Genomic DNA, 25,074 nt, shown 5'->3' with positions numbered 1-25,074 from the left:
CCCGGAAATACCGTCCGCTTGGACGGCCGCTCCGGATCGTGCATTTTTGAGGCCGGTAACGCGAGGCGAGACACCGCATGTCGTCCTATTCTGATGATCTCCACCAGGCGGCGCTCGCCTACCATCGTCTGCCGCGCCCCGGAAAGCTCGAGATCCAGGCGAGCAAGCCGCTTGCCAACCAGCGCGACCTCGCGCTGGCCTATTCTCCGGGCGTTGCGGCTGCCTGCACCGAGATCGCCAAGAACCCGGCCGAGGCCGCCACGCTCACCACCCGCGCCAATCTGGTCGCCGTGGTCTCGAACGGCACTGCGGTGCTCGGCCTCGGCAATATCGGCCCGCTGGCCTCCAAGCCGGTGATGGAGGGCAAGGCCGTCCTGTTCAAGAAATTCGCCGGCATCGACGTGTTCGACATCGAGATCGCCGCCGACACCATCGACCGCGTGGTCGAGACGGTGGCGGCGCTCGAGCCGACCTTCGGCGGCATCAATCTGGAAGACATCCGCGGGCCGGAATGCTTCGAGATCGAGGCGCGGCTGAAGGAGCGCATGAAGATCCCGGTCTTCCATGACGATCAGCACGGCACCGCGATCATCGTCGCCGCCGCCATCACCAACGGCCTCCGCCTGAACGGCAAGAAGCTGTCCGACGTCAAGATCGTGGCATCAGGGGCAGGGGCCGCGGCCATCGCGACGCTCAATCTGCTGGTGTCGATGGGCGCGCAGCGCAAGAACATCTGGGTCTGCGACATCGATGGTCTCGTGCATGAGGGCCGCAACACCTCGATGGACCGCTGGAAGGCGGTCTATGCGCAGAAGACCGACAAGCGCACGCTGGGCGACGTCATCGGCGGCGCCGACATCTTCATCGGGCTGTCGGCACCGGGCGTGCTCAAGCCGGAGATGGCGCAGGCGATGGGCGAGAAGCCGCTGATCATGGCGCTCGCCAATCCGACTCCGGAGATCATGCCGGAGGAGGCGCGCAAGGTGCGCCCCGACGCCATGATCTGCACCGGCCGCTCCGACTATCCGAACCAGGTCAACAACGTCCTGTGCTTCCCCTTCATCTTCCGCGGCGCGCTCGATGTCGGCGCCAGCGCCATCAACGAGGAGATGAAGCACGCCGCGGTCGAGGCCATCGCACAGCTCGCGCGCGAGGCGCCGTCCGATGCGGTCGCGCAGGGCTTTGACACCGGCGAGGCGGGCGGCTTTGGTCCGGGCTCGCTCATTCCGAGCCCGTTCGATCCAAGGCTCATCCTGCGCGTGGCGCCTGCGGTTGCGAAGGCCGCGATGGAGTCCGGCGTGGCGACGCGTCCCATCACCAATTTCGACGAATATGCTGCGCTGCTCGAGCGCTTCGCCTTCCGCTCCGGCCTCGTCATGAAGCCGATGTTCGCCAAGGCCAAGACCCAGCCGGTGCGTGTGATCTACGCCGAAGGCGAGGACGAGCGCGTGCTGCGCGCGACGCAAGTCGTGTTGGAGGAGAAGCTGGCGACGCCGATACTGGTCGGCCGCCCGTCGGTGGTGGAGGCGCGCATCAAGCGCTTCGGCCTCTCGATCAAGGCCGGCCGCGATTTCGATCTCGTCAATCCCGAGGACGATCCGCGCTACCGCTCCTATGTGCAGTCCTACGTCGAGGTCGCCGGCCGCCGCGGCGTGACGCCCGATGCGGCCCGCACGGTGGTGCGCACCAACAACACGGTCATCGCCGCGCTCGCGGTGACGCGCGGGGAGGCGGATGCGATGCTCTGCGGCGTCGAGGGCCGCTACATGAGCCATCTGCGCCATGTCCGCGAGATCGTCGGATTCTCGCCGGGGATCAGCGACTATGCGGCGCTGGCGCTGCTGATCACCAGCAAGGGCGCCTTCTTCATCGCCGACACGCAGGTCCGCCCCAATCCGAGCGCGGAGGAGCTTGCCGAGATCGCCTCGCTCGCCGCGGTCCACGTCCAGCGCTTCAACATCAAGCCGAAGATCGCCTTCGTCTCGCATTCGGATTTCGGCAGCTACGACACCGAATCCTCGCGCAAGATGCGCCGGGCGACGCAGCTTCTGAAGGAGAAGCATCCGGAGATCGAGGCCGACGGCGAGATGCAGGGCGACACCGCGCTCTCCGCCGCCGCCCGCCGCATGGTCTTGCCGCATTCCAAGCTCGAGGGCGAGGCCAACATCATGATCATGCCGACGCTGGACACCGCCAACGTCGCCTATCAGATGATCAAGTCGCTGGCGGACGCGCTGCCCGTCGGCCCGATCCTGGTCGGCCCGGCGCGCCCGGCGCACATCCTCACGCCGTCGGTGACCGCGCGCGGCATCCTCAACATGACCGCGGTCGCGGTCGTGGAGGCGCAGGAGCGCGCGGCGCGGCAGCAGCCGACGCTGTTTACGTAAGGGGCGATCTTACCCTCTCCCCTTGTTGTGGGAGAGGGCGTCTCGCCGCGTAGCGGCGAGACGGGTGAGGGGTATCTCTCCGCGAGTCCCACTATCGTTGAATTCGCGGAGAGATACCCCTCCTCCGGCGCTCCGCGCCACCTTCTCCCGCAAGAGGAGAAGGGGACCGTACCTGTGGCGTGCTTTTGAATTGCTTTCAGTTCGCGATTTCCCCGTTTGTAAACGGGCGAACGACTCATCATAATCCCTCGCGCTTTCGTCCGAGTTCCGATTTCAAAAAGCCTGAGCCAAGAGGCCGATCATGCCAGCGTTCGTGACTTTCGGGCGGATCCTGTTCGCCGTGCTGTTCATCTACACGGGCGCCACCAAGCTGTTCGCCATCCAGGCGACCGCCGATTTCATCGCCACCAAGGTCGTGGTGCCTGACGCGATTGCGCCCTACGCCAAGCAGGTCGAGACGGCGACCGCCATGACCACGCCGCAGCTGCTGGCGATCGCGGTCGGCGGGCTCGAGGTCATCGCAGGCCTGATGATCGCGCTGAACTTCGGCGCGCGCTTCTTTGCGATGCTGCTGATCATCTACGTCGCGGTCGCAACCGTCCTGTTCTACGACTTCTGGAACCAGGTGCCGCCCGACAACGCCAAGATGCTGGTGGATGCGCTCAAGAACCTCTCGATCATCGGCGCGCTCTGCATGATCATCGGCTATGGCCGCACCACGCGCCCGGCCGAGGCGGCCTACGGGGACGTGTAGGGCTAGTCCGCCACCCTACGCCACGGCGTCACCGTGACATCGTACGCCGCATCGAGCAGGTAGGGCGCGCCCGGCCTCATCCCGTGCGACGCCAGCACCTGGTGCGGCGTCCGCTCGGGCACGCCGACAAAGCAGCCTTCGCCGCCGGGGAGCCGCACGTGGGGGGCTTCCGACAGCCAGAACGTGTCGTAGCGGTCCATGAACATGTCGAACACGACGGGGCCGCCGATGATCGCGACGGTGCCGGCGGCGACGTCGGCGAAGGCGCAGGCCTCCTCGAAGCTGGCGTGATCCGGATTCCACAGCGTCGCGTTCGGCATCTCCGGATCGACGGTGAGGGGCTTGATCTTGCGGGTGAGGATCAGGCGCTTGCGCTTCGGCGAATTCGGCTGCTGCTCGTGCGAGTGCCGGCCGTGCACGATCAGCGCGGCGCGATCGAGCGCCTGCTCGAAGAACAGCTTGTCGCCTTCGAATTTCAACGTCTCAGGCATGATATGCGACGGATCAGCAAGCATGCCGTCCGCGGAGACGATGACGTAGCCTTCGATACGGAAAGACAAGTGCAGGCTATTCGGAAACGGTCGTCACCACGGAATTGACCGGACGCTGGCTCACCGTCGGCAGCTTGACGTCCTTGAGCAGCTCCTGGTCGTATTCGGGCAACGTCGATGCCGGGAATTTCGCGCGCATCGCCACCACCTTGTAGCCGCCGGCCTTCAGGCGCTTGAGCAGCTCGGGCAGGGCTTCGGCGGTGTGCTTCTGGAAGTCGTGCATCAGGATGATGCCCTTGCCCTTGGCGTCGAGCTTCTTCATCACGGTCTCGATCACCTTCTCGGGCTTCGAGGCCTTGAAGTCGAAGGAGTCGATGTCGCAGGAGAAGATCGCGGTGTTGCGGTTGCCGAGATAGGTGACCATCTCCGGCGGATGCTGGAGCGCGGGGAAGCGGAAGAACGGCGAGGGCGAGATGCCGCCGAGCGCCCACTTCACCGCGGAAAGGCCCTTCTCGATCTCTTCCTTGCGCTGCGCTTCGGTGAGCTTCTTGTTGTTGAGGTTGGCGTGCGACCAGGTGTGGGTGCCGACGGTGTGGCCGGCCGCATAGACCTGCTTCAGGATCTCAGGCTCGTAGGTGGCGTGCTTGCCGATCGAGAAGAAGATGCCGGTGGTGCATTCGTCGGCAAGCGCCTTCAGCACGGCGGGCGTGTTCTTCGGCCAGGGGCCGTCGTCGAAGGTCAGCACCACCTCCTTGTCGCGCAGGAAGTCGAGCTCCTTGAAATGCTCGAAGCCGAAGCCGGGACCGCCGGTGGTGTCGATCTCGACGGTGCGGGCGACACCGAGCGCGCCTTGCGTGTTGCAGGCCGCGCGCGCCGGCTGCGGCGCCTGTTTCGGCGGCGGTGGATTGACGAAGCCTGCCGGCGCGGCGGCAGCTGCGGGTGCAGCTGCCGGAGCCGCAGCGGGCGCTGCGGCGGCCGGTGCTGCCGCCGGTGCGGCTGGGGTGGCGGCGGCGGGCTTGGCGGCCGGCGTCTGCGACCATGCCGCGCCCGTCATCGCTAGAGACATCGCGCTTGCCAAAATCAGTCCTGCCGCCACGCGCATGGTGTTATCCTCGAGATTGATCCCGTTGTTCCGCCGCGGCTTTTCGCCTCCGGCCAAACCTTCCCGCCCCAAACGATCCTAGCCTAGATGGTGGGCCCTCGCCATTGCAACGGCTGTTTGGCATCCCGCCACAATTGTGCCCAACCCGATTGGGCCCGTGTCGTGTCAGCTGGCGGCCAGTGCCTTGGCGACGGCCGTTTTGATCCGCGTGTCGGTCGGCTCGACCGCGGAGGGAAACACATCCGCGATATAGCCGTCACGGCCGATCAGGTACTTGTGGAAGTTCCAGCGCGGAACTTCGCGGGGGCGCGCCTCGGCCGCCCATTTATAGAACGGATGCGCCTTGGCACCGACCACCACCGCCTTGCCCGTGATCGGGAAGGTAACGCCATAATGGTGGTGCGCGGTCTCCGTGATCTCGCCGGCGCCGCCGGGCTCCTGGCCGCCGAAGTCGTTGGAGGGCACGCCGATCACGGTCAGCCCGCGCTCGCGAAACTCGCCCCAGAGCTCCTGCAGGCCCGCATATTGCGGGGTGTAGCCGCAGAGCGAGGCGGTGTTGACCACCAGCAGCGGTTTGCCGGTGAAGGTGGCGAGGCGGATGTCGTCTCCGGATAAGGCCGGGAAGGTGAAGGCATAGGCCGAGATCCGGCTCATGCCGGCATCGGCGTAGGCGCGCGTCATCGGCGCGGCTGCGCCTGCCAGCGCCGCGATGAGCAATGTCCTGCGGTTCATCATGACGGCGTCCCCCGAAATGATCCGGGACGGATGTTACTCCGGCGGCGTGACCGGGTCGCTCAACACCGCGTTATCGCGTGCTAGTACAGACGAACGATGAAATCCGTACCTTCGCCGGTCTCGCCCTGGTTGATGCCCTGGTCGGAGACGATGATCGAGCCGCCGGAGGTCAGCATCTCGTTGATCTTCACCATGGTGTCGGCGGGGACCGAGATACGGTCGAGCGCCTCAGTCGGGCTGTCCGGCGTCACCACCGGCTTTGCAGCGACGGGGATCACGGCGGCGCCACCCCGGCGGCGCGCGACGCGGCCGTCATCCTCGCGCGCGGCGGAGCGAGCGGTGACGGGCAGCGACACCACCGACCAACGCAGCGCATTGGAATCGGCCTTGTCGACTTCGGCGGTGAACACGTGCGTGCCGAGCGGCCGGTCGCTCGGAGCGATCGTCACGGGCACCTCGAACAGCGGCGCAAAGTTCTGCCGCGCATAGAGCTTGGAATCCTTGCGGCTGATGAAGACGGCGATCTGGCCGGCCCGCTTGGGGGTATCAGGCTTTGCCGCCGGTGCGGGATCGGCGAGGCGGGTTTCGTCCTTCTTGGCGTCCGGTGCGGGCGCCGTAGCCGTAACGGCGGCGTCGGGCTTCTTGGCGGAATCGGCAGCTTCAGTCTTCGCCGTCTCAGGCTTCGCCGCTTCTGACTTTGGCGCGTCAGACTTCGGTGTGTCGCTCTTGGCAGCTTCGACCTTGTCGCCGGTCGCCGGCTTCGCCACGTCTTCCGACCGCGGCTTGGACGCATCGGATGCCTCGGCGGTCTTCGTCTCGGACGTCGCAGGCACGTCAACCTTGTCCGTCGATGCGGCGGCTTCGTTGCGCGCGGCTGCGTTGCCCGTTGTGATGTCCGACATGACAGTGTGGCCGACCGATGAGCGCAGCTCCAGCGCTGCATCGGCGCTCGCGGTCTTGGTTTCGACCGGCTTGGCATCAGTGACATTGGCATCAGTGACCTTGGCAGCCGCGCCCTTGTCGGCCTTGTCGCCGACATTGGTCTGCGGCTCCAGGCTTGCCGCGGGCTGCGGCGGCACGCGCACCGAGGCGAGCAGCGGATGCTGGAAGGTGTGCGGCGTCATCTCGCCGGGCGCGACGATGACGCGCGCACCCATCTTGGTCCAGTTCCACATCTTCACCGCGAACGCCATCGGCATGCGGATGCAGCCGTGCGAGGCCGGGTAGCCCGGCAGCACGCCGGCATGCATGGCGACGCCGGACCAGGTGATCCGCTGCATGTACGGCATCGGGGCGCCGCTGTAGATGTTGGAATGGTGGAATTTGTGCTTCTGGATGACGCTGAACACACCCATCGGCGTCGAATGGCCCTTCATGCCGGTCGACACCGGGGATTCCGCGAACACGCCCTTGCTGTCGTAGATCGTCACCTTCTGGCGGTCGATCGAGACGACGATGACGAGGGGACCTTGCGGCTTGGCGCCGGCCTCCTTCTCGGCAACGATCTCCTTCTTGCCGGCCGTGCCGCGCTTCTGCGGCTTCTGGCGCGGTATTTCGGGATGCCGATCCTGCCGGGCGTAATAGGACCCGTCGGAATAATCCGTCCAATAATAAAACGCAGCGTCAGCCTGGCTTGCCGTTCCGATCACGCCCGCCGCCGTCAAGATGGCGACCTGCCAAATCCGCGCTGGTTTGGCGGCAAAACCGGACTCGTTCACGCTATTCATCCTCGAATCCATAATCCAAATCATTAGTCTCGCAGAGGGGATACGCGTTCAACAGCATGGCGGTTCTGCCATCAGCTACTTTTGTCCAAGACGTAACAAAAAAGCCTCACGGAGGGGTAAACGGCGGCCACGCCCGGCTTGCCGTCGTCTTCCTGACCGGCCAGCCGATACCTACATTGCGGGGACTTGTTACCGGAGAACTTCATGTCATCTCGTTTCCCCGGTCTTTCCGGCATCCGCTTGAAAGGCCTCGCTTTATTCCTCCTGGCCCTGGTCGCCCCGCTGGCTTCCGCATCCGCCGCCGATGAGCCCGATCTCATCTTCCGCCGCTCCACCGTGTTCAAATGGATGAGCCCGAACGATAAGCTCGCGACCTATGGCCTCGACGACCCCGAAGTCGAGGGGGTCGCCTGTCATTTCACCGTGCCGGAGAAGGGCGGTTTCAAGGGCTGGCTCGGCCTTGCCGAGGAAGTCTCGGACATCTCGCTCGCCTGCCGCCAGGTCGGTCCGATCAAATTCAAGGCCAAGATGGAGCAGGGCGACGATATGTTCCGTCAGCGTCGCTCACTGTTCTTCAAGAAGATGCAGATCGTGCGCGGCTGTGACGCCAAGCGCAACGTGCTGGTCTACATGGTCTATTCGGACAAGCTGATCGAGGGCTCGCCGAAGAACTCAACATCGACCGTGCCGATCATGCCGTGGGGACCGGCTGACGCCAACGTCCAGAAGTGCGGTGAATTCTTCACTCAGTGACGCTCTTGCGTTCACTCCAGTGACGCCTTCGCGTTCACTCAGTGACGCCTTCGCGGCTGACGCGCGGTTTTGCGAGATGCGAGCCGGTCAGCCGCACGAACATCTGCGGTGCGGCTTCGAAGCCGCGGCTCGATTGCAGCGCCATTTCGTTCGCCGAAGTGGCGCGGCTGCGAACCAGTCGTTGATCTCCGCGGTCCGTCCGTTGGTCCGCCTCGCGCGGCGTTGCGCGATCTTGCGCCATCATGATGGCCATTCCTCACGTGGATGCGGCCGGTGATCCCGGCGTCTCGGTTTCGATGGCTTGGGTCGCGGCCGACGCGTCCCCGGTTCGACGGGACTCAGCCCTCTTTTGGCTTCTCTTCAGCAGAAAAACGTAAAACGCATGTGAAGCGTGCAAGGCGGGCGCATGACGATGCCAGCGTCCGGTACCGTTGCGCACTGCGACAGCGCTTGCGAGGCCGCCTTGAGCCGCCGAGCGACGTGACTGAAATGATTGGCATTTTCCGAGAATTGTTTCGTCGCCTCGGACGGGACGAAACAATTCGCACGCGGATGAAACCATTTTCCGATTTTGGCGCATCACGCGCGAAACCGCCCATGGTTATCAGCTTCGCAACGACGACGGCGTACCGCCGGCCGCGGAATTGAGGGACAAGACCATGCGCGCGCTCAGCTTTATCCTTGCGTTCGGCTTTGTGCTCGCCGGTTCCTCGTTCGCGGGCATGCCCGATGGCAATCTTCCTGGCATCGGCACCTTCCAGTACTCCGGCTCGCCGGTCATGACGCCGGCGCCGCAGCCGATCGTTGTCGCTGCCCGCTTCTGATCGCCAACCAGAAATCAGCCGGCAATGGCCATCATGTTGCTTCGATTCTGCGCCGCGGCGTTCATCGCTCTTCTGACGATCAATTCCGTGCAGGCGCAGGTGCGCGCGCCGTCGCGGCTGCCGGATCCACGCGGTGAATTCGTGCGTCAGTGTGCGCCGCGCATGCTGGGACGCTGGGAGCATCCGGAAGAAGTCTGCGGCTGCCTGCACGACCATGCCGCCGCTGTTGTCGAGGATCGCGATTTGCGCGAAGCGCTGCTGCGCGGCATCAGCGAGACCGGCGTGCCGACGATCGAGACCGATTGGGTGCCGACGTCAAAACAAAGCGAGATCGGCCCGACCTTCACCAAGATCGCCAAGCCGACCCTTCAGTGCATGTTCGATCCGGCGAAGTAGCTTTCTCAGATCATCATTTCGTTTTCGGTCCGTGCCGCGGCACGCAGGAGCTCGTGCGCGAGACGCCCTTGTCGGTCATCTTCGCGCCGCGCACTTCCTTGACCTGCCCGGCAGGGCAGGTTCCGTCGTCCACGAGCACGCGCTGGCCGAGCTTCAGATCCACGATGTCCTGTTCGCGTCCGATGGTGGCTGCGCGTGCCGTCGAGGCAAACGCAATCAAGAACAGGAGCGAGAGGCAGGTCGCGTGGCGCAGCGGCATGATGTGAGGTCCCGGCATCGATGCCGCAATCTAGGGAGCGACGGGCGATTCTCATAGTGAAGCTTCGTCACGCCCGGCGGGCTGACTTGCCCTTTGCGCGCAAGGCGGCGCGCGATTCCCGTGCGAGCCGCTCGGCGGATGCCACGAGTTGCGGAACCGCATGCCCGGAAAATCCCAGCACGAAGCCGGGCAGGGGCCGTGCGCGCGAATAGGTGTCGGCCAATAGCCAGCCTTCCGCGCCGGCGGCTTGCTTCGCCTCGGCTGCGACCGCCAGTTCGACCGATGGATCGAACCGGGCGACAAGATGCAGGCCCTGCGATGGCACCGGCACGGACAATAGGCCGTCGGACCTCGCCTCCAACGTCGCGGCCAGCGCATCGCGCGCTTCGCGATAGAGCTTTCGCACCCGCTTCAGGTTCGCGGCAAAGGCGCCGGAATTGAGCATGTCGGCCACCGCGCCTTCCATCAGCGTGCCGGGAAAGCGGTCGAGCGCGGCGCGGGCGGCGGTCACCTCGGAGATCAGGCGCTCGGGCAGGGCGCAATAGCCGATGCGCAGGCCCGGAAACAGCGTCTTGGCGAACGTGCCCATGTAGATCACGCGCTGGAGGTGATCGATGCCGGCAAGCGACATCAGTGGGGCGCCGTCATAGCGAAACTCGCTGTCGTAATCGTCCTCCAGCACGAAGGCGCCGGCTTGCCTGGCCCAGTCCAGCAGCTCCAGCCGCCGCGGCATCGACATCTGCACGCCCAGCGGAAACTGGTGCGACGGCGTCACATAGGCCGCGCGTGCGTTGGGCCCAGCCGTGCGACCCTTGGCGACGCGCATGCCGTGCTCGTCGACGGGAACGGGCACGGCACGATAGCCGCAATGCACGATGGTTTTTCGTGCGGCGGGGTAGCCTGGGTCCTCGCACCACACTTGATCGCCCGCCTTCAGGATCGCGCTCAGCACGATGCGCAGCGCGTGCAGCGTGCCTGACGTGAGCATGATCTGATCGGGATCGCAGCGCAGCCCGCGCGCCGACAGCAGATGGTCGGCGATCGCGGCGCGCAGCTCGCCGCTGCCGCGGGGATCGCCATAATGCAGATGCTCGGACCCGAACGCGCGCATGCGCCGGCCGACGAAAGCGCGAAAACGCTGCACGGCGCGCTCGTCGATATGGGTGCAGCCGAGCGCGAAGGCGCCTTGCCCTGGCGTTTCCACCTTCGCCTTCGGCTTCTTCGGTTCAGTTGTGCGCGCCGGAATCCGCGCGGCCACGAAAGTGCCGGAGCCGACGGTCGCCTCGGCAAAGCCGTCGGCGATCAGCCGCTCATAGGCGGTGACGACGGCGTTGCGCCGGAAGCCGGTTTGCTTCGCCAGCGTGCGAGACGGCGGCAGCGGCTCGCCGGGCTTGATGAGGCCTGAGACGATCAACTCGCACAGCGCCTGGTAGAGCCGGTGCGCGGCGGAGGCGCCAGCCGTGATGTGCGGACCGGTAAGGTCGAGGGGCAGCTCCGCCTTGGCAGGCGCAGGAGAATTGGTCGGAATTTTTCGCATGGAATTGGCACTATCGCAGACCAAATCCAACGCTACAACTGCTCTGGAAGTGTTCCAATCCCGACAGGAGCGGCCGTGAGCCAGACCGAAATCTCGAATTCGTATCCGACCTCAGCGCGCAACCAGGTGAAGCGCCGTCACGACCGCGGCTTCTACGATCACGACACCGTCCATCGCATCCTGGATTCCTCGATGCTGTGCCACGTCTCCTATGTGATCGACGGCCAGCCCTATTGCACGCCGACCTTCTTCTGGCGCGAGGGTACGAGGCTCTACTGGCACGGCTCGAGCGCGAGCCGCATGCTGCGCAACCAGACCGGAGGCGAGCGTGTCTGCCTGACAGTTGCCCATCTCGACAGCCTCGTGCTGGCGCGCTGCGGCTTCAATCATTCGGCCGATTACCGCGCGGTGATGGCGTTCGGCACCGCCTATCTCGTCACCGACGCGGACGAGAAAGAGCGCGCCGTAATCGCCATGGTCGACCGCTTCTTCCCGGACCGCACCGCGAGCCTGCGGGCGAGCACCGCGCAGGAGATCAAGGCGACCTCCTTCATCGCCATGGAGATCGAGGAGGCATCTGCAAAAGTCCGCGCCAAGGGTGTTGCGGACGACGACGAGGACTATGAATTGCCGATCTATGCCGAGCGCATTCCGGTGCGGACCGTGCTCGGCGCGCCGGAACCTTGCCCGCGGCTGCTCGACGGCGTGAGCCGGCCTGCGACGCTCGATGGCTATTCGGAAGGCCGACTGCTCGAAGATGCATTGCGGGATGCTTATTTTGTGGAGTACCCGAACGGCTGAAATCGGCTAGCTTGCGCGCGCCATTGACCAATTGGATGCCCGGAGTTGCCTGATGAACGCCGAAACGCAGCAGAGGATTCTTGACGCCGTCGATGCCGGCTTCGAAGCCCAGCTTGCGACCACCCGAGACTTCGTCGCGATCCCCTCGACCCGCGGGGCGGAGGGGCCCTGCCAGGACATGATCGGCGACCTCCTGCGCGAACGCGGCTACGAGGTCGACGACTGGCACATCAATGTCGATGATTTGAAGGATCTGCGCGGCTTCGGCCCGATCGAGCACGATTTCTCCAAGGCGCGAACCGTGGTCGGCACGTATCGTCCTACGACCGAGGCCGGCAAATCGCTGATCCTCCAGGGCCACTGCGATGTGGTACCGGCAGGGCCTCTGGAGCTGTGGGACACGCCGCCGTTCTCGCCTGTCATCAAGGACGGCAAGATGTTCGGCCGCGGCGCCTGCGACATGAAGTCGGGCACCATCGGCGCGCTCTATGCGCTCGATGCAATCAAGGCCGCCGGGTTCAAGCCCACGGCGCGCATTCATTTTCAATCCGTGATCGAGGAGGAGAGCACCGGCGTCGGTGCGCTCTCGACTCTCCAGCGCGGCTATCGTGCCGATGCCTGCTTCATCCCGGAGCCGACCGGCGGCAAGATGGTGCGCTCGCAGGTCGGCGTGATCTGGTTTCGCCTGCGCGTGAAGGGCCACCCGACCCATGTCGCCTTTGCCGGCTCAGGCTCCAACGCGATCATGGCGGCCTATCATCTCGTTCATGCCCTGCAGAAGCTCGAGATCGAATGGAACGAGCGGGCCAAGGCCGATCGCCATTTCAAGACGCTGAACCATCCCATCAACTTCAACCCCGGCATCATCAAGGGTGGCGACTGGGCCTCCAGCGTTCCGGCCTGGTGCGACGTCGACTGCCGCATCGCGATCCTGCCGGGCTGGTCGGTCGCCGATCACCAGAAGGAGATCGCGGCCTGCGTCGCTGCCGCCTCGCGCAACCACCGTTTCCTCGCCAACAATCCGCCGGAGATCGAATGGTCGGGCTTCCTGTCGGAGGGCTATGAACTCACCGGCGCGGCGGAGCCGGAGGCTGCGTTCGGCAAGGCCTTCAACAAGGTCTATGGCGGCATGCCAGAAGATCTCGTCTTCACTGCGCTGACCGATACCCGCTTCTACGGTCTGAACCACGGCATCCCCAGCCTGTGTTTCGGCGCCAGCGGCGGCGAGATGCACGGCTTCAACGAATATGTCGACCTGGATTCGCTGAAGAAGACCACGAAGGCGATGGCCCTGTTCATCGCGGAGTGGTGCGGGGTGGAGAAGGCGTAGCGGTCGCCTCAGGCACAGCTCTCGTAGGGTGGGCAAAGGCGCACTTGCGCCGTGCCCACGAGTTCTACCCCGACATGACCAAGTACGTGGGCACCCTTCCGCCTTCGCTCTTCGAGCTACGGCGGACAAGTCGCTTTGCCCACCTACGGGATCTCGGCTGGAGCCCCTTTGCCCGAAACACGAGCGGATCCAAATCCTTTAAGCTTAAAATAAAGACTAGGATGCCGGCCGCGCCGGTGGCAGACTGGCGTCCTGTTCGCCGGCCGAGTCCTCGGGAGCCACGATGCGCGATTGGGATGATGCTTACGCCAATTCGGCCCATATCCCGGGCTCGGACAAGATGCCCGCGCAATGGGCCGAGCGGGCGGCGGCCTACCGCGCCGGGCTGAAGAATTTCCGCGCCGACATCGCCTATGGCTCCGGTGAGCGCCAGACGCTCGACCTGGTCCTGCCTGACGGCGACAGCAAGGGCCTCGTCGTGTTCGTCCATGGCGGCTACTGGATGCGCTTCGACAAGTCGACCTGGACCGATCTGGCCGAAGGTGCACGGCATCATGGCTGGACCGTCGCGCTGCCGAGCTACACGCTGGCCCCCGGCGCACGCATCTCCGACATGACCGCCGAAATCACCGCCGCGATCGCCAGGGCCGCCTCGCTCGTCTCCGGCCCGATCCGGCTCGCCGGGCATTCGGCCGGCGGCCATCTCGTCACCCGCATGCTGTGCGACGACAGCCGGCTCGAACCTGCGGTCTTCAACCGCATCGCCGGCACGCTCTCGATCAGCGGCCTGCACGATCTGCGTCCGCTGCTCAAGACGAGGATGAACGACACGCTGGGCATGACCCTGGAGGAGGCGACGCTGGAAAGCGCGGCGCTGCATCGGCCGCGCGGCCATTCGCCCGTGACCGCCTGGGTCGGCGGCGGCGAGCGGCCCGAATTCATCCGCCAGTCCGACCTGCTGGCCAATGTCTGGACCGGTTTCGACGTGCCGACGCGCCTCGTGGTCGAGCCTGCGCTGAACCATTTCACCGTCATCGACGGGCTCAAGGATCCGTCGTCGCAGATCACCGCGCGCCTGATCGGCCTCGATTGACGAGGCCGGAATGATCGATCGGGAGGGCCAGCCATGACGTCCAACGATTACGATCCCGCAAGCGAAGGCGCCGCGACCGATTTCGCCCGGCGCATGTCCTATGGCGATTATCTCGCGCTGGATTCGATCCTTGGCGCGCAGCATCCGTTGTCGGAGGCCCATGACGAGATGCTGTTCATCATCCAGCATCAGACCACGGAGCTTTGGATGCGGCTCGCCATCCACGAGCTCAGCGCCGCGCGCCGCGCCATCGCCAAGGACGAGGTTGCCCCTGCGATGAAGATGCTGGCGCGGATGTCGCGGATCTTCGAGCAGCTCAACAACGCCTGGGACGTACTGCGCACCATGACGCCGAGCGAATATACACGCTTCCGCTCCCAGCTCGGCCAGTCCTCTGGCTTCCAGTCCCGCCAGTACCGGCTGATCGAATTCCTGCTCGGCAATCGCAACCATGCGATGCTCAAGCCGCACGCGCATGACGTGGAGACGACGAAGCTGCTCGAGGCCGAGCTGGCGACGCCCAGCCTCTATGACGAGGTGCTCAGGCTCGCGGACCGCAACGGGCTCAAGATGCCGGCGGCGGTCTTGGCGCGCGACGTCCGCGAGACCCACAGCTTCAACGAGGGTGTGCTGCAGGCCTGGCGTATCGTCTATGAGGCGCCGGAGACGCACTGGATGCTCTATGAGCTCGCCGAGAAGCTGGTCGATTTCGAGGACTACTTCCGGCGCTGGCGCTTCAACCATGTGACAACGGTCGAACGTGTCATCGGCTTCAAGCGTGGCACCGGCGGCACCGGCGGCGTCAGCTATCTCAAGCGCATGCTCGAGGTTGAGCTGTTTCCCGAACTCTGGCGCGTCCGCACCATTCTGTAGAAATGCTCATGACCAGATATCGCGTCTATGACGATACCAAGGCTCTGTTCCACCTGCCTGACGGCGTGATCTATCTCGACGGCAACTCGCTCGGTGCGCTGCCGCTGGGCGTTGCCGAGCGCGTCAATCGCGTCATCACGACCGAATGGGGCAACGAGCTGATCCGCGCCTGGAACACCGCAGGCTGGTACGCCCAGCCGCGCCATGTCGGCGATCGCATCGCGCGGCTGATCGGCGCGGAAGCCGGCTCCGTGATGGTCGGAGACACGTTGTCGCTCAAGGTCTACCAGGCACTTGCCGCCGCGCTCGACATGAACGCCTCGCGCAAGGTGATCTTGTCGGACACCGGCAATTTCCCGACCGATCTCTACATGGCGGAGGGCCTGATCGCGACGCTCGGGCGCGGCCATCAATTGCGCCTGGTGGCGCCGGAGGAGATCGAGGCGTCGTTGTCGGAGGAGATCGCGGTTCTCTACATCACCGAGGTCGACTACCGCACCGGGCATCGCCACGACATGGCGAAGCTGACGGCCAAAGCGCATGCGCTCGGCATCGTCACCGTCTGGGATCTCGCGCATTCGGCCGGTGCGCTGCCGGTCGATCTCGCCGGCTGCGGCGCCGATTTCGCCGCGGGCTGCACCTACAAATACATCAACGCCGGCCCCGGCGCGCCGGCCTTCCTCTACGTCGCGCCGCGCCACGCCGACACCGCGCGCGCCGCGCTGTCGGGGTGGATGGGCCACGCAAAACCGTTTGCATTCGAGCTCGCCTATGCCGCCGCCGGCGGCGTCGAGCGCATGCGCGTCGGCACCCCGCCGGTGCTGGCAATAGCGGCGCTGGAGGCCTCGCTCGACATCTGGGACCGCGTCGACATCGCCGAGGTCCGCGCCCGCTCGCTGGCGCTCGGCGATCTCCTGATCGCCGAGGTCGAGCGCCGCTGCCCGTCCTTGAAGCTCGTCACCCCGCGCGCGCATGAGCGCCGCGGCTCGCAGGTCTCCTTCGCCTTCGAGGGCGGCTACGCCGCCATGCAGGCCCTGATCGCCCGCGGTGTCATCGGCGATTTCCGCGCGCCCGACATCATGCGGTTCGGCCTCACGCCGCTCTATATCGGCGAGAGCGAAGTGATGAGGGCGGCCGAGATCATCGAGGACGTGATCGCGGGCGAGGTGTGGCGCCGGCCGGAATACCAGGTCGTGAACGCCGTGACGTGAGCGGCGAGCCGATCCTCACAAGCGTTCATGCACCGAGCGTGCCGTAAGGCGCGAAATGCGGGTCGTAGGACGGGCTCTTGATGATGCTGTGGAGCTGCCGGCGGCGAGCTCCCATGTTGCCGCCGTCATAGAGCGGGAAGCACATCGCATCGTTCATGAGTTCGGCCAGCGGGTGCATGTCGGTGTAGCTGTCGACCCCGACCAGGCGCATGCAGTCGTAGACGACGTCCACGCAGGTCTCCGAACAGAACACTTTCGTCATCACGGCGAGCTCGTGCTCCTTTCCGCCCGACAGATCGTATTGCTGGCAGGATTTCCAGGTCAGGTAGCGGCAGGCCTCGATCTTCATCTTGATGTCGGCCAGCATATAGCCGACCGTCGGATAGTCGATGATGGGGTGGGGCCCGGAGCGGGCATCCTTCCTGGCGAAGGCGAGCGCATGATCGAAGGCGGCGCGCATTACGCCGACACAGGCGGCGCCGATCAGCGCGGCAGTCCACGCGAAATTGGTGGAGACGATTTTGACCCCGTCGCCAGGCTTGCCGATGATGTTGTCGGCGGGGACGCGGACATTCTCGAACTTCATCCGCGGCGAGATCGTTGCACGGTGGCCTGCCGTGTCCAGAATTCCCGTCACCTGCATGCCGGGCAGGTTGCCCGGCACCATGATGACGGCTAGCGACTCCTGCGCACCCTTGCTCGGATCGGTCCGGCACACCACGGCATAGAGATGGCAGTTCTTGCCGTCCCAGCCTGTCCCATTGGTCGTGTAGTGCTTCTCGCCATTGATGACCCATTCGTCGCCCTCGCGCCTGGCAAAGGTCTTCACGCCGAAGCGCGGATCGGGCGCATCGAAGTTTGCACCGCCCGTCACCTCGGTGAAGGCGAGCGCGCCGAGCCGGGTTCCATCCTCGATGAAGTCGGGCAGGAAGCGCTTCTTCTGCGCTTCGGTCCCGAAGAACACGATGGGTTTGACGCAGAGGCCGGTCCCGAGCAGCGTGCTGGGTACGTTGACGTCGACCGCAGCCAGCTCTTCGGCGGCGATGGCGAAGTCGAGTGCGGGAACGTCGGTGCCGCCGACCTCCTTCGGAAACAGTCCCTTGACGAAGCCGGCTTCGACCGCCTTCTTGTGAAACGGCCGCGTTGCATAGAAGCGCTCGTCCGGCCTGCTGTACTGGCGGATCGTCGGCCGGACGTCCTTCAGCACGGTGTTGGCGAAGCTGCGTGCGCCTTCGCGAAGCGCGGCCTGTTCCGGGCTGAGCGTGAAATCGATAGGCATGGCTTCCTCCTCAAGACGTCGAGATGTCGACGCGCCGCCGTCTCACGGCGCGCCTCGATTGACGGAAGGAAGGCTAAGCGCGGGCGCAACGACGGTCTTGCCCGACAGCGCCCGGGCTTTGTGCTGACAGTGAACAGGCCGTATCGGGCAGCCTTTCTGTCTCATCGGTTGCCGAATGTTTGTGCTGCAGGCTGTTGCCGTTCTGGCATGGAAAGTGCTTTTTCAGAGGCCAGTCTCACTCTGTGTCGAGGATTTGCCATGGAGACCTGGACCACGAACGATCTGCCCGAGCGGGATCAGTTCAGCTATTGGAGAGAGGTCCTCTGCGAGGCCTATATCGCGCTCAATCCGGTGCGTGAGCCCGCGGCGGGCGGCTTTGCCGGGCGTGTCACCGCCCATCCGCTTTCGACGATCAACGTCACCACCATCTCGTCCGGCCGTCAGAAGATCTATCGCGGGCGCTCCGAGATCAGCCGCATGCCGACCGAAGTCTATTTCCTCAATCTCCAGCTCCGGGGACAGTGCTGCATGCAGCAGGGCGGTCGTGCCGCGCTGCTCAATCCCGGCGAGTTCTCGATCGTGGATTCGACGGAGCCTTATCTCAACGACTACTGCAGTGACGATTGGGAGCAGTACTCGTTCCGGATTCCGCGGCATCTGCTGCGTCCGCTGCTCCGCAATCCGGACAAGGCGACGGCCACGATCGTCGCCGACAATGGCGGCATCAGCACGGTCGCCATCGATCTGCTCAAGTCGATCGTCCGCAATGTGGAGGGGCTGTCGCCGACCGGTGCGACGTTGAGCAGCAGCATGGTCGAGCTCGTGGCCATGTCGCTCGGTGCGACGCAGACTGCCCAGGAGATGGCGAAAGGCTCCGCGCGGCAGGCGCTATGTGCCTCGCTGGTCTCTCACATCGAGACCAACGTCGCCGATCCCGAGCTGGTGCCGGCCAAGGTCGCCGCCCATTTCGGCATCTCCGTGCGCTATCTCCACAAGGTGCTGGAGGAGGGCGGTCGCTCGTTCGGCCGCCTGGTCCTGGAGCAGCGCCTCGAGCGTTGCGCCAGGGATTTCGTGAAGCGGAAGGCGGACAGTGAGACGGTGACCGAGATCGCCTTGCGCTGGGGCTTCAACGACCTCTCGCATTTCAGCCGGACATTTCGCCAGCGGTTCGGAAAGACGCCGCGGGAATATCGCAGCGAGGGCGCGTGAACCGCCGGCGTTTCGTCAGGCGGCCCGCTCCAGCCGCCTGAATGCGCTGTCCATGTAGAGCAGGGGATCGACGTCCTGCTCGGCGAGGGAGACCTGCAAGACCTCGCCCAGGAAGATGGTGTGGGTCTCGTAGGCCAGCCGCTGCACCACCTTGCAGTCGAACGCGGCGAGCGCCGAAGCCAGCACGGGCGCGCCTGATATCAGCGCCTGCCAATCGCCGGACGTGAACCGCTCTGCGCGGCGCGCCGATTTTGAAAAGACATCGACCAGTTCGAGGTCGGCGGCGGCCAGCAGGTTGACGGCATAGACGCCGGACCGATCGATGACGTCATGCGCCGAGGCGCTCCTGTTGATGCAGACCAGCAGGGTCGGCGGCGCCGTACTGACCGAGCTGATCGCGGTTGCAACCAGCCCGGCGCGCTGTCCGGCGGCGGCGCTCGTGATGAGCGCGACGCCGGAGGCAAATCTCCGCATGCCCGACTTGAAGGCGTTGGCCCTCGACATCGCGTCGAAGGGCGGCTCGGAGCGGTCCATGACAGTCTCGTTCCTCATGCGCGTTCCGTCTGCCATTTGACGCCGGTGCTGCCCGCGCTCTTCTCGCCACCGCCCTTGAAGGCGCCGCGATAGCGCGCGGCGGGGTGGCGGTCGTTCAGCCGGCCGCCGCTGCCGGGGAACATCTTTTCGCGCAACGTGCCCGGCGCGTATTCGCGCTGGGCGAGGCCGCGCTTCTGCAGCACCGGGATGACGTGCTCGATGAAGTCGCGATAGGAGCCTGGAAAATACTGGCAGATCATGTTGATGCCGTCGACGCCCGCATCCTGCCAGGCTTCGAGCTGGTCGGCGATGCTCTCGGGCGTGCCGACGATCCGGCTGTTATAGGACAGCGCGTAGGCGAGGTCCTGGACGCGCGCCTTCTTGCCGGGATTGCTGGCCTCGAACATGCTGATGAACCCGCGCAGGCCCTCGATGTTGGCCTGTTCGATCGGCATGTCGCGGTCGAGCATGCCGAGGTCGATGCCCATGTCCCGGCTGATATGTGCGGCGAGGCCGTCATAGCTGACGCCCTTGTCGATCTCGTCGGACTTGCGCCACGCTTCCTCCTCCGTGCTCCCCACGACGAAGGAAAAGCCCTGGATGAATTTCAGGTCCTCCGGCCGCCGTCCGTTGGCTGACGCGACGGCGCGGGTCGCCGCGATGCCTTTGCGCGCGCCTTCGATGGTCGGATAGAGCACGAAGGTCCCTTCGGCATTGCGCGCGGCGAAGGACTGACCGACCGGCGAGGCGCCGGCCTGGTAGAGCACCGGCGTACGCTGCGGCGAGGGCGAGCAGAGATGCGGCCCCAGCACCCGGTAGCGCTCGCCGGAATGGTAGATGCGGTGGATCTTGCTGGCGTCGGCATAGACGCCGTTCTCCCTGTCGCCGAGCACTGCGCCTTCGTCCCACGAGCCTTCCCAGAGCTTGTAGACGACCTCCATGTATTCGTCGGCGCGCCGGTAGCGCTCGTCATGCGGAATGATCTCGTCGAAGCCGAAATTCTGCGCGGCGTTGTGGCTGACGCTGGTGACGATGTTCCAGCCGATGCGCCCATTGCTGAGATGATCCAGCGTCGATAGCCGGCGGGCGAAGCTGAATGGATGCTCCGACATGATGGAGCTGGTGAAGGTGAGGCCGAGGTTCTCGGTGACGCCGATCAATACCGCGGAGAGCGCGGCGGAATCGTTGCAGGGGATCTGCAAGCCTTCCCTGATGTAGGTGTCCCACGATCCCTTGTAGGCCGGGTCGATGCCGATGACGTCGGCGAGGAACAGCGCGTCGAAGCAGCCTTGCTCGAGCAGCTTGGTCAGCTCGATCCAGGTGCTGAGCTTGTCGAAATGCATCTGCGTGCTGTCGGGGTGGCGCCACAGTCCGTGATAGATGTGGGAGACGACGTTCATCGAGAAGCAGTTGAGGATCAGACGATTGCGCATGGACAGGCCCCTGGGTTGCGAAGGTTTCGTCGGATCAGAGGCTAGCGACGCGGCAATCGAGCGTCTTGCTTACGCGCGCCCGGCGTTTGTGCTGGGAGGGAACACGGGATGAGGTGAAGGTCGACGCCTATGTGCGCGACGCGGCGACGATGAATGTCAGATCGCCAATGCGGTGACGCGATCGGTTGCCGGCAATCGTTTGGCGCGGCGGCGCCGCTCCGGAAGCCTTGAAGCGACGAAGAGACCGCGGAGCGGATCGGGAGCTCCTGTCTCGAGGGCGTCCTTTGCAAGCAGGGGTAACAAGGCGGCGGCCTGTTGTGACTCCCGTCGGAGCGGCAGGTTCGACAATTTGGCGCCGTGGCGCGGCAGCACGAGCTGCCGCCCGAAATAGGCGGGATCGCCCGCGAGCTTGTTCAGGAATGCATCATGGCCCTTCGCCGCACTGTAGCGCAGCATGCGCCGGATGACGCTTTCGGGCCGTTGATAGCAGCGTGCGACGGCTGCAACGAACCAGGCCCAGGCGTCGTGCGCGGGGCCGCCCATCTGGATGTGTCCGGTCACGTCGATGTCCTTGATTGCCACGTTGCGAAAGACCATTGCAGCACGACTCTGTTCCGGAACGGTGGCGCTGCCGCGGTTCAGCGCGGTTTCCGCCGCCAGAGGAAAACGAGATAGAGCAGCGGCGGAATGCCGAGTGCCGTCCATGAGATTGTGTCCCACCAGCCGTCGCCGACAAGTGCGCTGATCAGGCCCGCGGTGCTGACCAGGGCGACGATGGTCGGCGCGGCAAAGATTTGCGCCAGGGAGCGATGGACGACCCGATGTGTACTCATGGGGATGTCAGTGCCGCGTTTTCGACGCTGGAAGCGCTTGCGATGCTCCGCTCCACCGTCACGCCAGCCTTGCGCCGGCGCAGCCACAGATACACGCCCGTGCCGAGAATGATGATGGTGAGCACGTCGAGCACGGCCCAGATGATCTTGAGCGGCATCCCGCCATAGTCGCCGAAATGCAGCGGCTGCGAGATGAAGAGAGCGGAGACATACCAGGGCATGTCGCGGGTGTCGGTCAGCTTTCCGGTCTCGGCATCGATCAATGCCGGCTTGAGCAGCCGCGACGTCAACGGCGTGTTGCCATGCAGGAAGACCGCATAGTGGCTCTTGCTGCTGAAGATCGTGCCGGGGAACGCCACGAAGCTCGGTGTCATCCCCGGGACGGCCTGAGAGGCGACCGCGACCGCGGCATTGACAGGGGTCAGCTTTGCCGGAACCGATCGACCGCTGTATTGGGCCGTCATTTCGGACAGCTGCCCGAACTGCCAGAGCTTCAGGACGAGATCGGCCCAGGTGTTGATGACGCCGGTGAAGCCGACCACCAGCGTCCAGGCCACCAGCAGGATGCCGGCGAGGTTGTGGACGTCGAGCCAGCGGACGATGCGGGTCCGGCGTGCGCGATAAGTGCCGAAGCTCAGCTTCCGCATCGATGGGGCATAGACCACGATACCGGAGATGATCGCGACGCAGAACAGGATCCCCATCAGGCCGAGAAACAGTTTCCCGGGCAGCCCTGCAAACATGTCGGTGTGCAGCTTCAGCATGATGTAGGTGAAGCGGCCGGTAACGTCGGGAGCATCGAGGTACGCGCCGGTGTGGAGGTCCATCCGGACCAGCGTATTCTTCGACGGGTCGGAGGTGATCGACGGGCCCACGCTGACGACCATGGCATTGGGATCATCCCGATCCCAGACCAGGAAATGCGGCACCTTGCCGGGCGCGCTGGCGAGCGCATTGGCGAGGAGGGAATCGAGGTTGGCCTGCGGTGTCCCGGGCGGCACCTCCGCTGGCTTGACCTGATCGTGCAGGAGATCGTCGATCTCGTCGTGAAAGATCAGCGGCAGCCCGGTAACGCACAGGAGCAGCATGAACAGGGTGCAGATGAGGCTCGACCATTTGTGGACGAAGCCCCATCGTCGGAGAGATATTGTCGCTGCCGTCAAAGCCAGTTCCAGCTCTTCTCAGTTCCACGTGTATTTCAAGGTACCGAGCACCGTGCGCGCGTTGCCGAAACCGCAATAGGCCAGACCTGTGAAGCACGAGGCGACATAATACTTGTTGGTCAGGTTTGTCACGTTGATCTGGGCCTTCCAGTTCTTCCAGTCGGCCCGGAGATAGGCGAAGTCGTAGCTCGCGCTTGCATCGATCAGTGTGTAGGACGGGACGACGAATGTGTTGAAATTGTCGCCATAGGTGTCTCCGACATAGCGGACGCCGGCGCCTATGCCGAAGCCTGCGAGCGGGCCGTCATACCAAGTGTACTTGCCCCAAAGCGAAGCCTGGTCCAGCGCTGTATTGATCATGTATTTGCCGGCATAGCCCGCGATGCTCTGGGTGACCTTCGGATCGAGATGGGCGTAGCCGCCGGTGATTTCGAACTCGCGGGTGAGATTGCCCTTGACCTCGAGCTCGAAGCCGCGGACCCGTACGGCGTCGGTCTGAACGCTGAAGAAGGGATTGATCGGGCTCGTGGTCAGCACGTCCTTCTGCTTGGTGTCGAAGATTGCTGCGGTGACCATGAAGTTCGATCCGACCGGCATGAACTTGACGCCGCCCTCGATGTTTTCGCCCGTGGTCGGCTTGAACGAATTGCCCGTGAGGTCTGCGCCCAGATTGGGGGTGAACGACGTCGAGTAGCTGACGTAAGGCGCAAGCCCGATGTCGAACAGATAGCTCAAGCCGACGCGCCCGGTCTGCGCGGAGTCGTCGCGATTGTAGATGCCGGCCGGCGGATAGAATGCCAGGCTCTGGAAACCTGAACTCGTCCAGTCCTGCCGCCCGCTCAGGGTCAGAGTGAAGCGGTCGAGCTTGACCTGATCCTGGATATAAAGACCCGCCTGCTTCAGGCTGTCGCTGCGCAGAATGAAGGGCGCAAGGGACGAGAACGACGGCACAGCCGCGCCATAGGCGGGGCTATATGCGTCGATCGGAGCGATAACGGTCGTGCGATAGTCGGTATTGGACCAAAGGTTGAAATAGTCCATGCCGAGCAGGACCTTGTGGGTGAGCGGTCCGGTCGCGAAGTCGGCCTGGATCTGGTTGTCCACTGCGACATTGGCGGCGCTCGCCTTGACGTAGTTGTAGGTCCGGGCAACGAGGCGATCGGTCACCATGCCTTCGGTGCGGACCGAAGCGAGATCGTTGGTCACCTCCGTGTAACGCAGGTTCTGCCGGATCTGGAACATGTCGTTGAAGCGGTGCTCGAACGCGTAGCCGAGCATGAATTGCTCGAGATGATAGCCGTCGATCGAGGGCTCGCCGAGATAGCGGCTGTAGGGAATGTGGCCGTTCGGATTGGGCAGGAACGAGACCTGTCCGGTCACGTATTGCTGATAACCCTTGTTGTCGACCTTCTGGTACTGCGACAACATGGTGAAGCTCGTGTCCGCATCCGGGCGATAGGTGAAGCTCGGTGCAATGAACAGCTTGTTGTCCTGAACGAAGTCGGTCTGCGTGTTGCTGTCGCGGCCGAGGCCGACGATGCGGTAAAGGTACTGTCCGTCCTTGTCGATCGGGCCGCCGATATCGAACGCGCCCTGGAAGCGCTCGAACGATCCGAAGCTTCCGACGATCTCATTCGTTGGGGTCGCGGTCGGGCGCTTGCTGACCATGTTGAGCAGGCCGCCCGGATCGGACTGACCGTAGAGACCGGACGAGGGGCCTTTCAGGACTTCGAGGCGCTCCAGGCCATAGGTCTCGATGCGCGGCACGGCGAAAGTGGTGGTGTCCGCCGGCAGGCGGAGGCCGTCGAGGTAGCGCGGCGCTTCGAACCCCCTGAGCTTGAACGTGTCGAAGAAGGCGTTGGCGCCGAAACTCACCACCGTGACCCCCGGCGTATAGCGCAGCGCCTCGCTGACGTTCTGCGCGCCCTGCGCCTCGATCTGGTCCTTGGTCACGACCGAGATCGACTGCGGGGTCGACAGGATCGGCGTGTCGGTCTTGGTCGCGGTCATGCTCTGACTTGCGAGATAGCCGGTCACCGGACCATTGCCTTTCTCGCCTCCGGAGACGGCAGGCACGGCCTGTTGCGTGGCTGCGGGGGCGCGCCGCGCGACGGTGCGCGTTGCGCGAGCCGGGCTCGTCGATCGGACCGGCTTGGCGCGGGCGCGCTCGGGCTTGGGCGCGTCGACCGTGACGGGCGGCAGGGTGCCTCCGGCATTCTGAGCCTGCGCGGGCGATTTCGTCATTGCCACCATCGCAAGTCCGGCAAGCGTCATTGCAGTCAGCCGCTTCTCATTCTTCAGCGTTCGAAATTCCATTGCCCCAAACCTGTCCACGCCATTCCAAGTCCGG

At 64.7% G+C, this 25,074-nt stretch carries 25 protein-coding genes; 11 read left to right on the top strand and 14 right to left on the bottom strand.

The genetic code is table 11. The features are described 5' to 3' along the window. Window positions 1-77 precede the first annotated feature (77 nt). Window positions 78-2,387, top strand: coding sequence for an NADP-dependent malic enzyme (locus XH79_RS26215; RefSeq protein ID WP_271583455.1), 2,310 nt, complete (start codon window positions 78-80; stop codon window positions 2,385-2,387). Between the two features lie 301 nt (window positions 2,388-2,688). Continuing rightward, on the top strand, window positions 2,689-3,141 hold the full coding sequence (locus tag XH79_RS26210) for a DoxX family membrane protein (protein ID WP_212337168.1): 453 nt from the start codon (window positions 2,689-2,691) through the stop codon (window positions 3,139-3,141). Window positions 3,142-3,143: 2 nt separating this feature from the next. On the opposite strand, the gene XH79_RS26205 is transcribed toward XH79_RS26210, so the two are convergent. From XH79_RS26205 to XH79_RS26190, 4 genes are all read right to left on the bottom strand, one after another. Beyond that, a complete protein-coding gene (locus tag XH79_RS26205; RefSeq protein ID WP_212337166.1) occupies window positions 3,144-3,701 on the bottom strand; it encodes a dihydrofolate reductase in 558 nt (185 codons plus the stop codon). Window positions 3,702-3,708: 7 nt separating this feature from the next. After that, complete coding sequence (locus tag XH79_RS26200; RefSeq protein WP_271583454.1) at window positions 3,709-4,734, bottom strand: polysaccharide deacetylase family protein; 1,026 nt, start codon at window positions 4,732-4,734, stop codon at window positions 3,709-3,711. A gap of 165 nt (window positions 4,735-4,899) precedes the next feature. After that, window positions 4,900-5,469, bottom strand: coding sequence for a glutathione peroxidase (locus tag XH79_RS26195; protein WP_271583453.1), 570 nt, complete (start codon window positions 5,467-5,469; stop codon window positions 4,900-4,902). An 80-nt stretch (window positions 5,470-5,549) separates the two neighbouring features. Beyond that, window positions 5,550-7,196: a L,D-transpeptidase family protein gene (locus XH79_RS26190; RefSeq protein WP_271583452.1), complete on the bottom strand. Its 1,647-nt coding sequence runs from the start codon at window positions 7,194-7,196 to the stop codon at window positions 5,550-5,552. A 204-nt stretch (window positions 7,197-7,400) separates the two neighbouring features. Between XH79_RS26190 and XH79_RS26185 the strand changes: the two genes are divergently transcribed. Next, a complete protein-coding gene (locus tag XH79_RS26185; RefSeq protein WP_271583451.1) occupies window positions 7,401-7,949 on the top strand; it encodes a CreA family protein in 549 nt (182 codons plus the stop codon). A 34-nt stretch (window positions 7,950-7,983) separates the two neighbouring features. On the opposite strand, the gene XH79_RS26180 is transcribed toward XH79_RS26185, so the two are convergent. After that, window positions 7,984-8,193: a hypothetical protein gene (locus tag XH79_RS26180; protein ID WP_271583450.1), complete on the bottom strand. Its 210-nt coding sequence runs from the start codon at window positions 8,191-8,193 to the stop codon at window positions 7,984-7,986. A gap of 415 nt (window positions 8,194-8,608) precedes the next feature. Here XH79_RS26180 and XH79_RS26175 point away from each other — a divergent pair, with 415 nt between their 5' ends. Further along, entirely contained in the window at window positions 8,609-8,773 is a 165-nt protein-coding gene (locus XH79_RS26175) for a hypothetical protein (RefSeq protein WP_212337157.1), read from the top strand. 33 nt (window positions 8,774-8,806) lie between these two features. Then, window positions 8,807-9,169 carry a hypothetical protein gene (locus XH79_RS26170; protein WP_271583555.1) on the top strand — a complete coding sequence of 121 codons (363 nt, stop codon included), beginning with the start codon at window positions 8,807-8,809 and terminating at the stop codon, window positions 9,167-9,169. Between the two features lie 13 nt (window positions 9,170-9,182). On the opposite strand, the gene XH79_RS26165 is transcribed toward XH79_RS26170, so the two are convergent. Together XH79_RS26165 and pdxR are read right to left on the bottom strand one after the other, a co-directional pair. Further along, window positions 9,183-9,428: a DUF6719 family protein gene (locus XH79_RS26165; protein WP_271583449.1), complete on the bottom strand. Its 246-nt coding sequence runs from the start codon at window positions 9,426-9,428 to the stop codon at window positions 9,183-9,185. A 67-nt stretch (window positions 9,429-9,495) separates the two neighbouring features. Next, the gene (gene pdxR, locus XH79_RS26160; protein WP_271583448.1) at window positions 9,496-10,965 is read right to left on the bottom strand and encodes a MocR-like pyridoxine biosynthesis transcription factor PdxR; all 1,470 of its coding nucleotides are present in this window, start codon (window positions 10,963-10,965) and stop codon (window positions 9,496-9,498) included. Window positions 10,966-11,040: 75 nt separating this feature from the next. Between pdxR and XH79_RS26155 the strand changes: the two genes are divergently transcribed. The 5 genes from XH79_RS26155 (at window position 11,041) to kynU (ending at window position 16,273) form a co-directional block, all read left to right on the top strand. Beyond that, on the top strand, window positions 11,041-11,766 hold the full coding sequence (locus XH79_RS26155; protein WP_271583447.1) for a pyridoxamine 5'-phosphate oxidase family protein: 726 nt from the start codon (window positions 11,041-11,043) through the stop codon (window positions 11,764-11,766). 52 nt (window positions 11,767-11,818) lie between these two features. Beyond that, window positions 11,819-13,096 (top strand): ArgE/DapE family deacylase, encoded by a 1,278-nt coding sequence (locus XH79_RS26150; protein WP_271583446.1) that lies wholly within the window; start codon window positions 11,819-11,821, stop codon window positions 13,094-13,096. A gap of 283 nt (window positions 13,097-13,379) precedes the next feature. Beyond that, window positions 13,380-14,189, top strand: coding sequence for an alpha/beta hydrolase (locus XH79_RS26145; protein ID WP_271583445.1), 810 nt, complete (start codon window positions 13,380-13,382; stop codon window positions 14,187-14,189). A gap of 33 nt (window positions 14,190-14,222) precedes the next feature. Beyond that, window positions 14,223-15,062: a tryptophan 2,3-dioxygenase gene (gene kynA, locus XH79_RS26140; protein WP_271583444.1), complete on the top strand. Its 840-nt coding sequence runs from the start codon at window positions 14,223-14,225 to the stop codon at window positions 15,060-15,062. A gap of 8 nt (window positions 15,063-15,070) precedes the next feature. After that, a complete protein-coding gene (kynU, locus tag XH79_RS26135; RefSeq protein ID WP_271583443.1) occupies window positions 15,071-16,273 on the top strand; it encodes a kynureninase in 1,203 nt (400 codons plus the stop codon). Window positions 16,274-16,298: 25 nt separating this feature from the next. Here kynU and XH79_RS26130 read toward each other — a convergent pair whose 3' ends face one another. Beyond that, window positions 16,299-17,552: an acyl-CoA dehydrogenase family protein gene (locus XH79_RS26130; protein WP_271583442.1), complete on the bottom strand. Its 1,254-nt coding sequence runs from the start codon at window positions 17,550-17,552 to the stop codon at window positions 16,299-16,301. 258 nt (window positions 17,553-17,810) lie between these two features. On the opposite strand from XH79_RS26130, the gene XH79_RS26125 reads away from it, so the two are divergent. Continuing rightward, entirely contained in the window at window positions 17,811-18,761 is a 951-nt protein-coding gene (locus tag XH79_RS26125) for a helix-turn-helix domain-containing protein (protein WP_271583441.1), read from the top strand. A 15-nt stretch (window positions 18,762-18,776) separates the two neighbouring features. Here the strand turns inward: XH79_RS26125 and XH79_RS26120 are convergent, their stop codons facing one another. The 6 genes from XH79_RS26120 to XH79_RS26095 all read right to left on the bottom strand — a co-directional run bounded on the left by XH79_RS26120 (window position 18,777) and on the right by XH79_RS26095 (window position 25,040). Further along, complete coding sequence (locus tag XH79_RS26120) at window positions 18,777-19,295, bottom strand: flavin reductase family protein (RefSeq protein ID WP_271583440.1); 519 nt, start codon at window positions 19,293-19,295, stop codon at window positions 18,777-18,779. A 14-nt stretch (window positions 19,296-19,309) separates the two neighbouring features. Next, window positions 19,310-20,728 carry an LLM class flavin-dependent oxidoreductase gene (locus tag XH79_RS26115; protein WP_212337136.1) on the bottom strand — a complete coding sequence of 473 codons (1,419 nt, stop codon included), beginning with the start codon at window positions 20,726-20,728 and terminating at the stop codon, window positions 19,310-19,312. 156 nt (window positions 20,729-20,884) lie between these two features. Then, window positions 20,885-21,325: a hypothetical protein gene (locus tag XH79_RS26110; protein ID WP_271583439.1), complete on the bottom strand. Its 441-nt coding sequence runs from the start codon at window positions 21,323-21,325 to the stop codon at window positions 20,885-20,887. Between the two features lie 41 nt (window positions 21,326-21,366). Then, window positions 21,367-21,561: a hypothetical protein gene (locus XH79_RS26105; protein ID WP_271583438.1), complete on the bottom strand. Its 195-nt coding sequence runs from the start codon at window positions 21,559-21,561 to the stop codon at window positions 21,367-21,369. After that, the gene (locus XH79_RS26100) at window positions 21,558-22,724 is read right to left on the bottom strand and encodes a PepSY-associated TM helix domain-containing protein (RefSeq protein WP_271583437.1); all 1,167 of its coding nucleotides are present in this window, start codon (window positions 22,722-22,724) and stop codon (window positions 21,558-21,560) included. The genes XH79_RS26105 and XH79_RS26100 overlap by 4 nt, the downstream gene beginning before the upstream one ends. A gap of 18 nt (window positions 22,725-22,742) precedes the next feature. Continuing rightward, the gene (locus XH79_RS26095) at window positions 22,743-25,040 is read right to left on the bottom strand and encodes a TonB-dependent siderophore receptor (RefSeq protein WP_271583436.1); all 2,298 of its coding nucleotides are present in this window, start codon (window positions 25,038-25,040) and stop codon (window positions 22,743-22,745) included. Window positions 25,041-25,074 lie beyond the last annotated feature (34 nt).

This window comes from Bradyrhizobium sp. CCBAU 45389 (assembly GCF_028128625.1).
GTDB classification, from domain to species: Bacteria; Pseudomonadota; Alphaproteobacteria; order Rhizobiales; family Xanthobacteraceae; genus Bradyrhizobium; species Bradyrhizobium liaoningense_B.
The sequence above is the reverse complement of the archived record's forward strand: the minus strand, read 5'-3'. Positions and strand labels throughout refer to the sequence as shown.

What these genes read in the sequence shown, in the direction of transcription:
- kynU (WP_271583443.1), top strand. Translation starts at nt 15,071, where the DNA reads ATGACCAGATATCGCGTCTATGACGATACCAAGGCTCTGTTCCACCTG.
- XH79_RS26215 (WP_271583455.1), top strand. Translation starts at nt 78, where the DNA reads ATGTCGTCCTATTCTGATGATCTCCACCAGGCGGCGCTCGCCTACCAT.
- XH79_RS26095 (WP_271583436.1), bottom strand. Translation starts at nt 25,040, where the DNA reads ATGGAATTTCGAACGCTGAAGAATGAGAAGCGGCTGACTGCAATGACG.
- XH79_RS26180 (WP_271583450.1), bottom strand. Translation starts at nt 8,193, where the DNA reads ATGATGGCGCAAGATCGCGCAACGCCGCGCGAGGCGGACCAACGGACG.
- XH79_RS26190 (WP_271583452.1), bottom strand. Translation starts at nt 7,196, where the DNA reads ATGAATAGCGTGAACGAGTCCGGTTTTGCCGCCAAACCAGCGCGGATT.
- XH79_RS26165 (WP_271583449.1), bottom strand. Translation starts at nt 9,428, where the DNA reads ATGCCGCTGCGCCACGCGACCTGCCTCTCGCTCCTGTTCTTGATTGCG.
- XH79_RS26210 (WP_212337168.1), top strand. Translation starts at nt 2,689, where the DNA reads ATGCCAGCGTTCGTGACTTTCGGGCGGATCCTGTTCGCCGTGCTGTTC.
- XH79_RS26195 (WP_271583453.1), bottom strand. Translation starts at nt 5,469, where the DNA reads ATGATGAACCGCAGGACATTGCTCATCGCGGCGCTGGCAGGCGCAGCC.
- XH79_RS26200 (WP_271583454.1), bottom strand. Translation starts at nt 4,734, where the DNA reads ATGCGCGTGGCGGCAGGACTGATTTTGGCAAGCGCGATGTCTCTAGCG.
- XH79_RS26110 (WP_271583439.1), bottom strand. Translation starts at nt 21,325, where the DNA reads ATGGTCTTTCGCAACGTGGCAATCAAGGACATCGACGTGACCGGACAC.
- XH79_RS26175 (WP_212337157.1), top strand. Translation starts at nt 8,609, where the DNA reads ATGCGCGCGCTCAGCTTTATCCTTGCGTTCGGCTTTGTGCTCGCCGGT.
- kynA (WP_271583444.1), top strand. Translation starts at nt 14,223, where the DNA reads ATGACGTCCAACGATTACGATCCCGCAAGCGAAGGCGCCGCGACCGAT.
- XH79_RS26170 (WP_271583555.1), top strand. Translation starts at nt 8,807, where the DNA reads ATGTTGCTTCGATTCTGCGCCGCGGCGTTCATCGCTCTTCTGACGATC.
- XH79_RS26130 (WP_271583442.1), bottom strand. Translation starts at nt 17,552, where the DNA reads ATGCCTATCGATTTCACGCTCAGCCCGGAACAGGCCGCGCTTCGCGAA.
- XH79_RS26145 (WP_271583445.1), top strand. Translation starts at nt 13,380, where the DNA reads ATGCGCGATTGGGATGATGCTTACGCCAATTCGGCCCATATCCCGGGC.
- XH79_RS26185 (WP_271583451.1), top strand. Translation starts at nt 7,401, where the DNA reads ATGTCATCTCGTTTCCCCGGTCTTTCCGGCATCCGCTTGAAAGGCCTC.
- XH79_RS26120 (WP_271583440.1), bottom strand. Translation starts at nt 19,295, where the DNA reads ATGGACCGCTCCGAGCCGCCCTTCGACGCGATGTCGAGGGCCAACGCC.
- XH79_RS26115 (WP_212337136.1), bottom strand. Translation starts at nt 20,728, where the DNA reads ATGCGCAATCGTCTGATCCTCAACTGCTTCTCGATGAACGTCGTCTCC.
- XH79_RS26125 (WP_271583441.1), top strand. Translation starts at nt 17,811, where the DNA reads ATGGAGACCTGGACCACGAACGATCTGCCCGAGCGGGATCAGTTCAGC.
- pdxR (WP_271583448.1), bottom strand. Translation starts at nt 10,965, where the DNA reads ATGCGAAAAATTCCGACCAATTCTCCTGCGCCTGCCAAGGCGGAGCTG.
- XH79_RS26105 (WP_271583438.1), bottom strand. Translation starts at nt 21,561, where the DNA reads ATGAGTACACATCGGGTCGTCCATCGCTCCCTGGCGCAAATCTTTGCC.
- XH79_RS26150 (WP_271583446.1), top strand. Translation starts at nt 11,819, where the DNA reads ATGAACGCCGAAACGCAGCAGAGGATTCTTGACGCCGTCGATGCCGGC.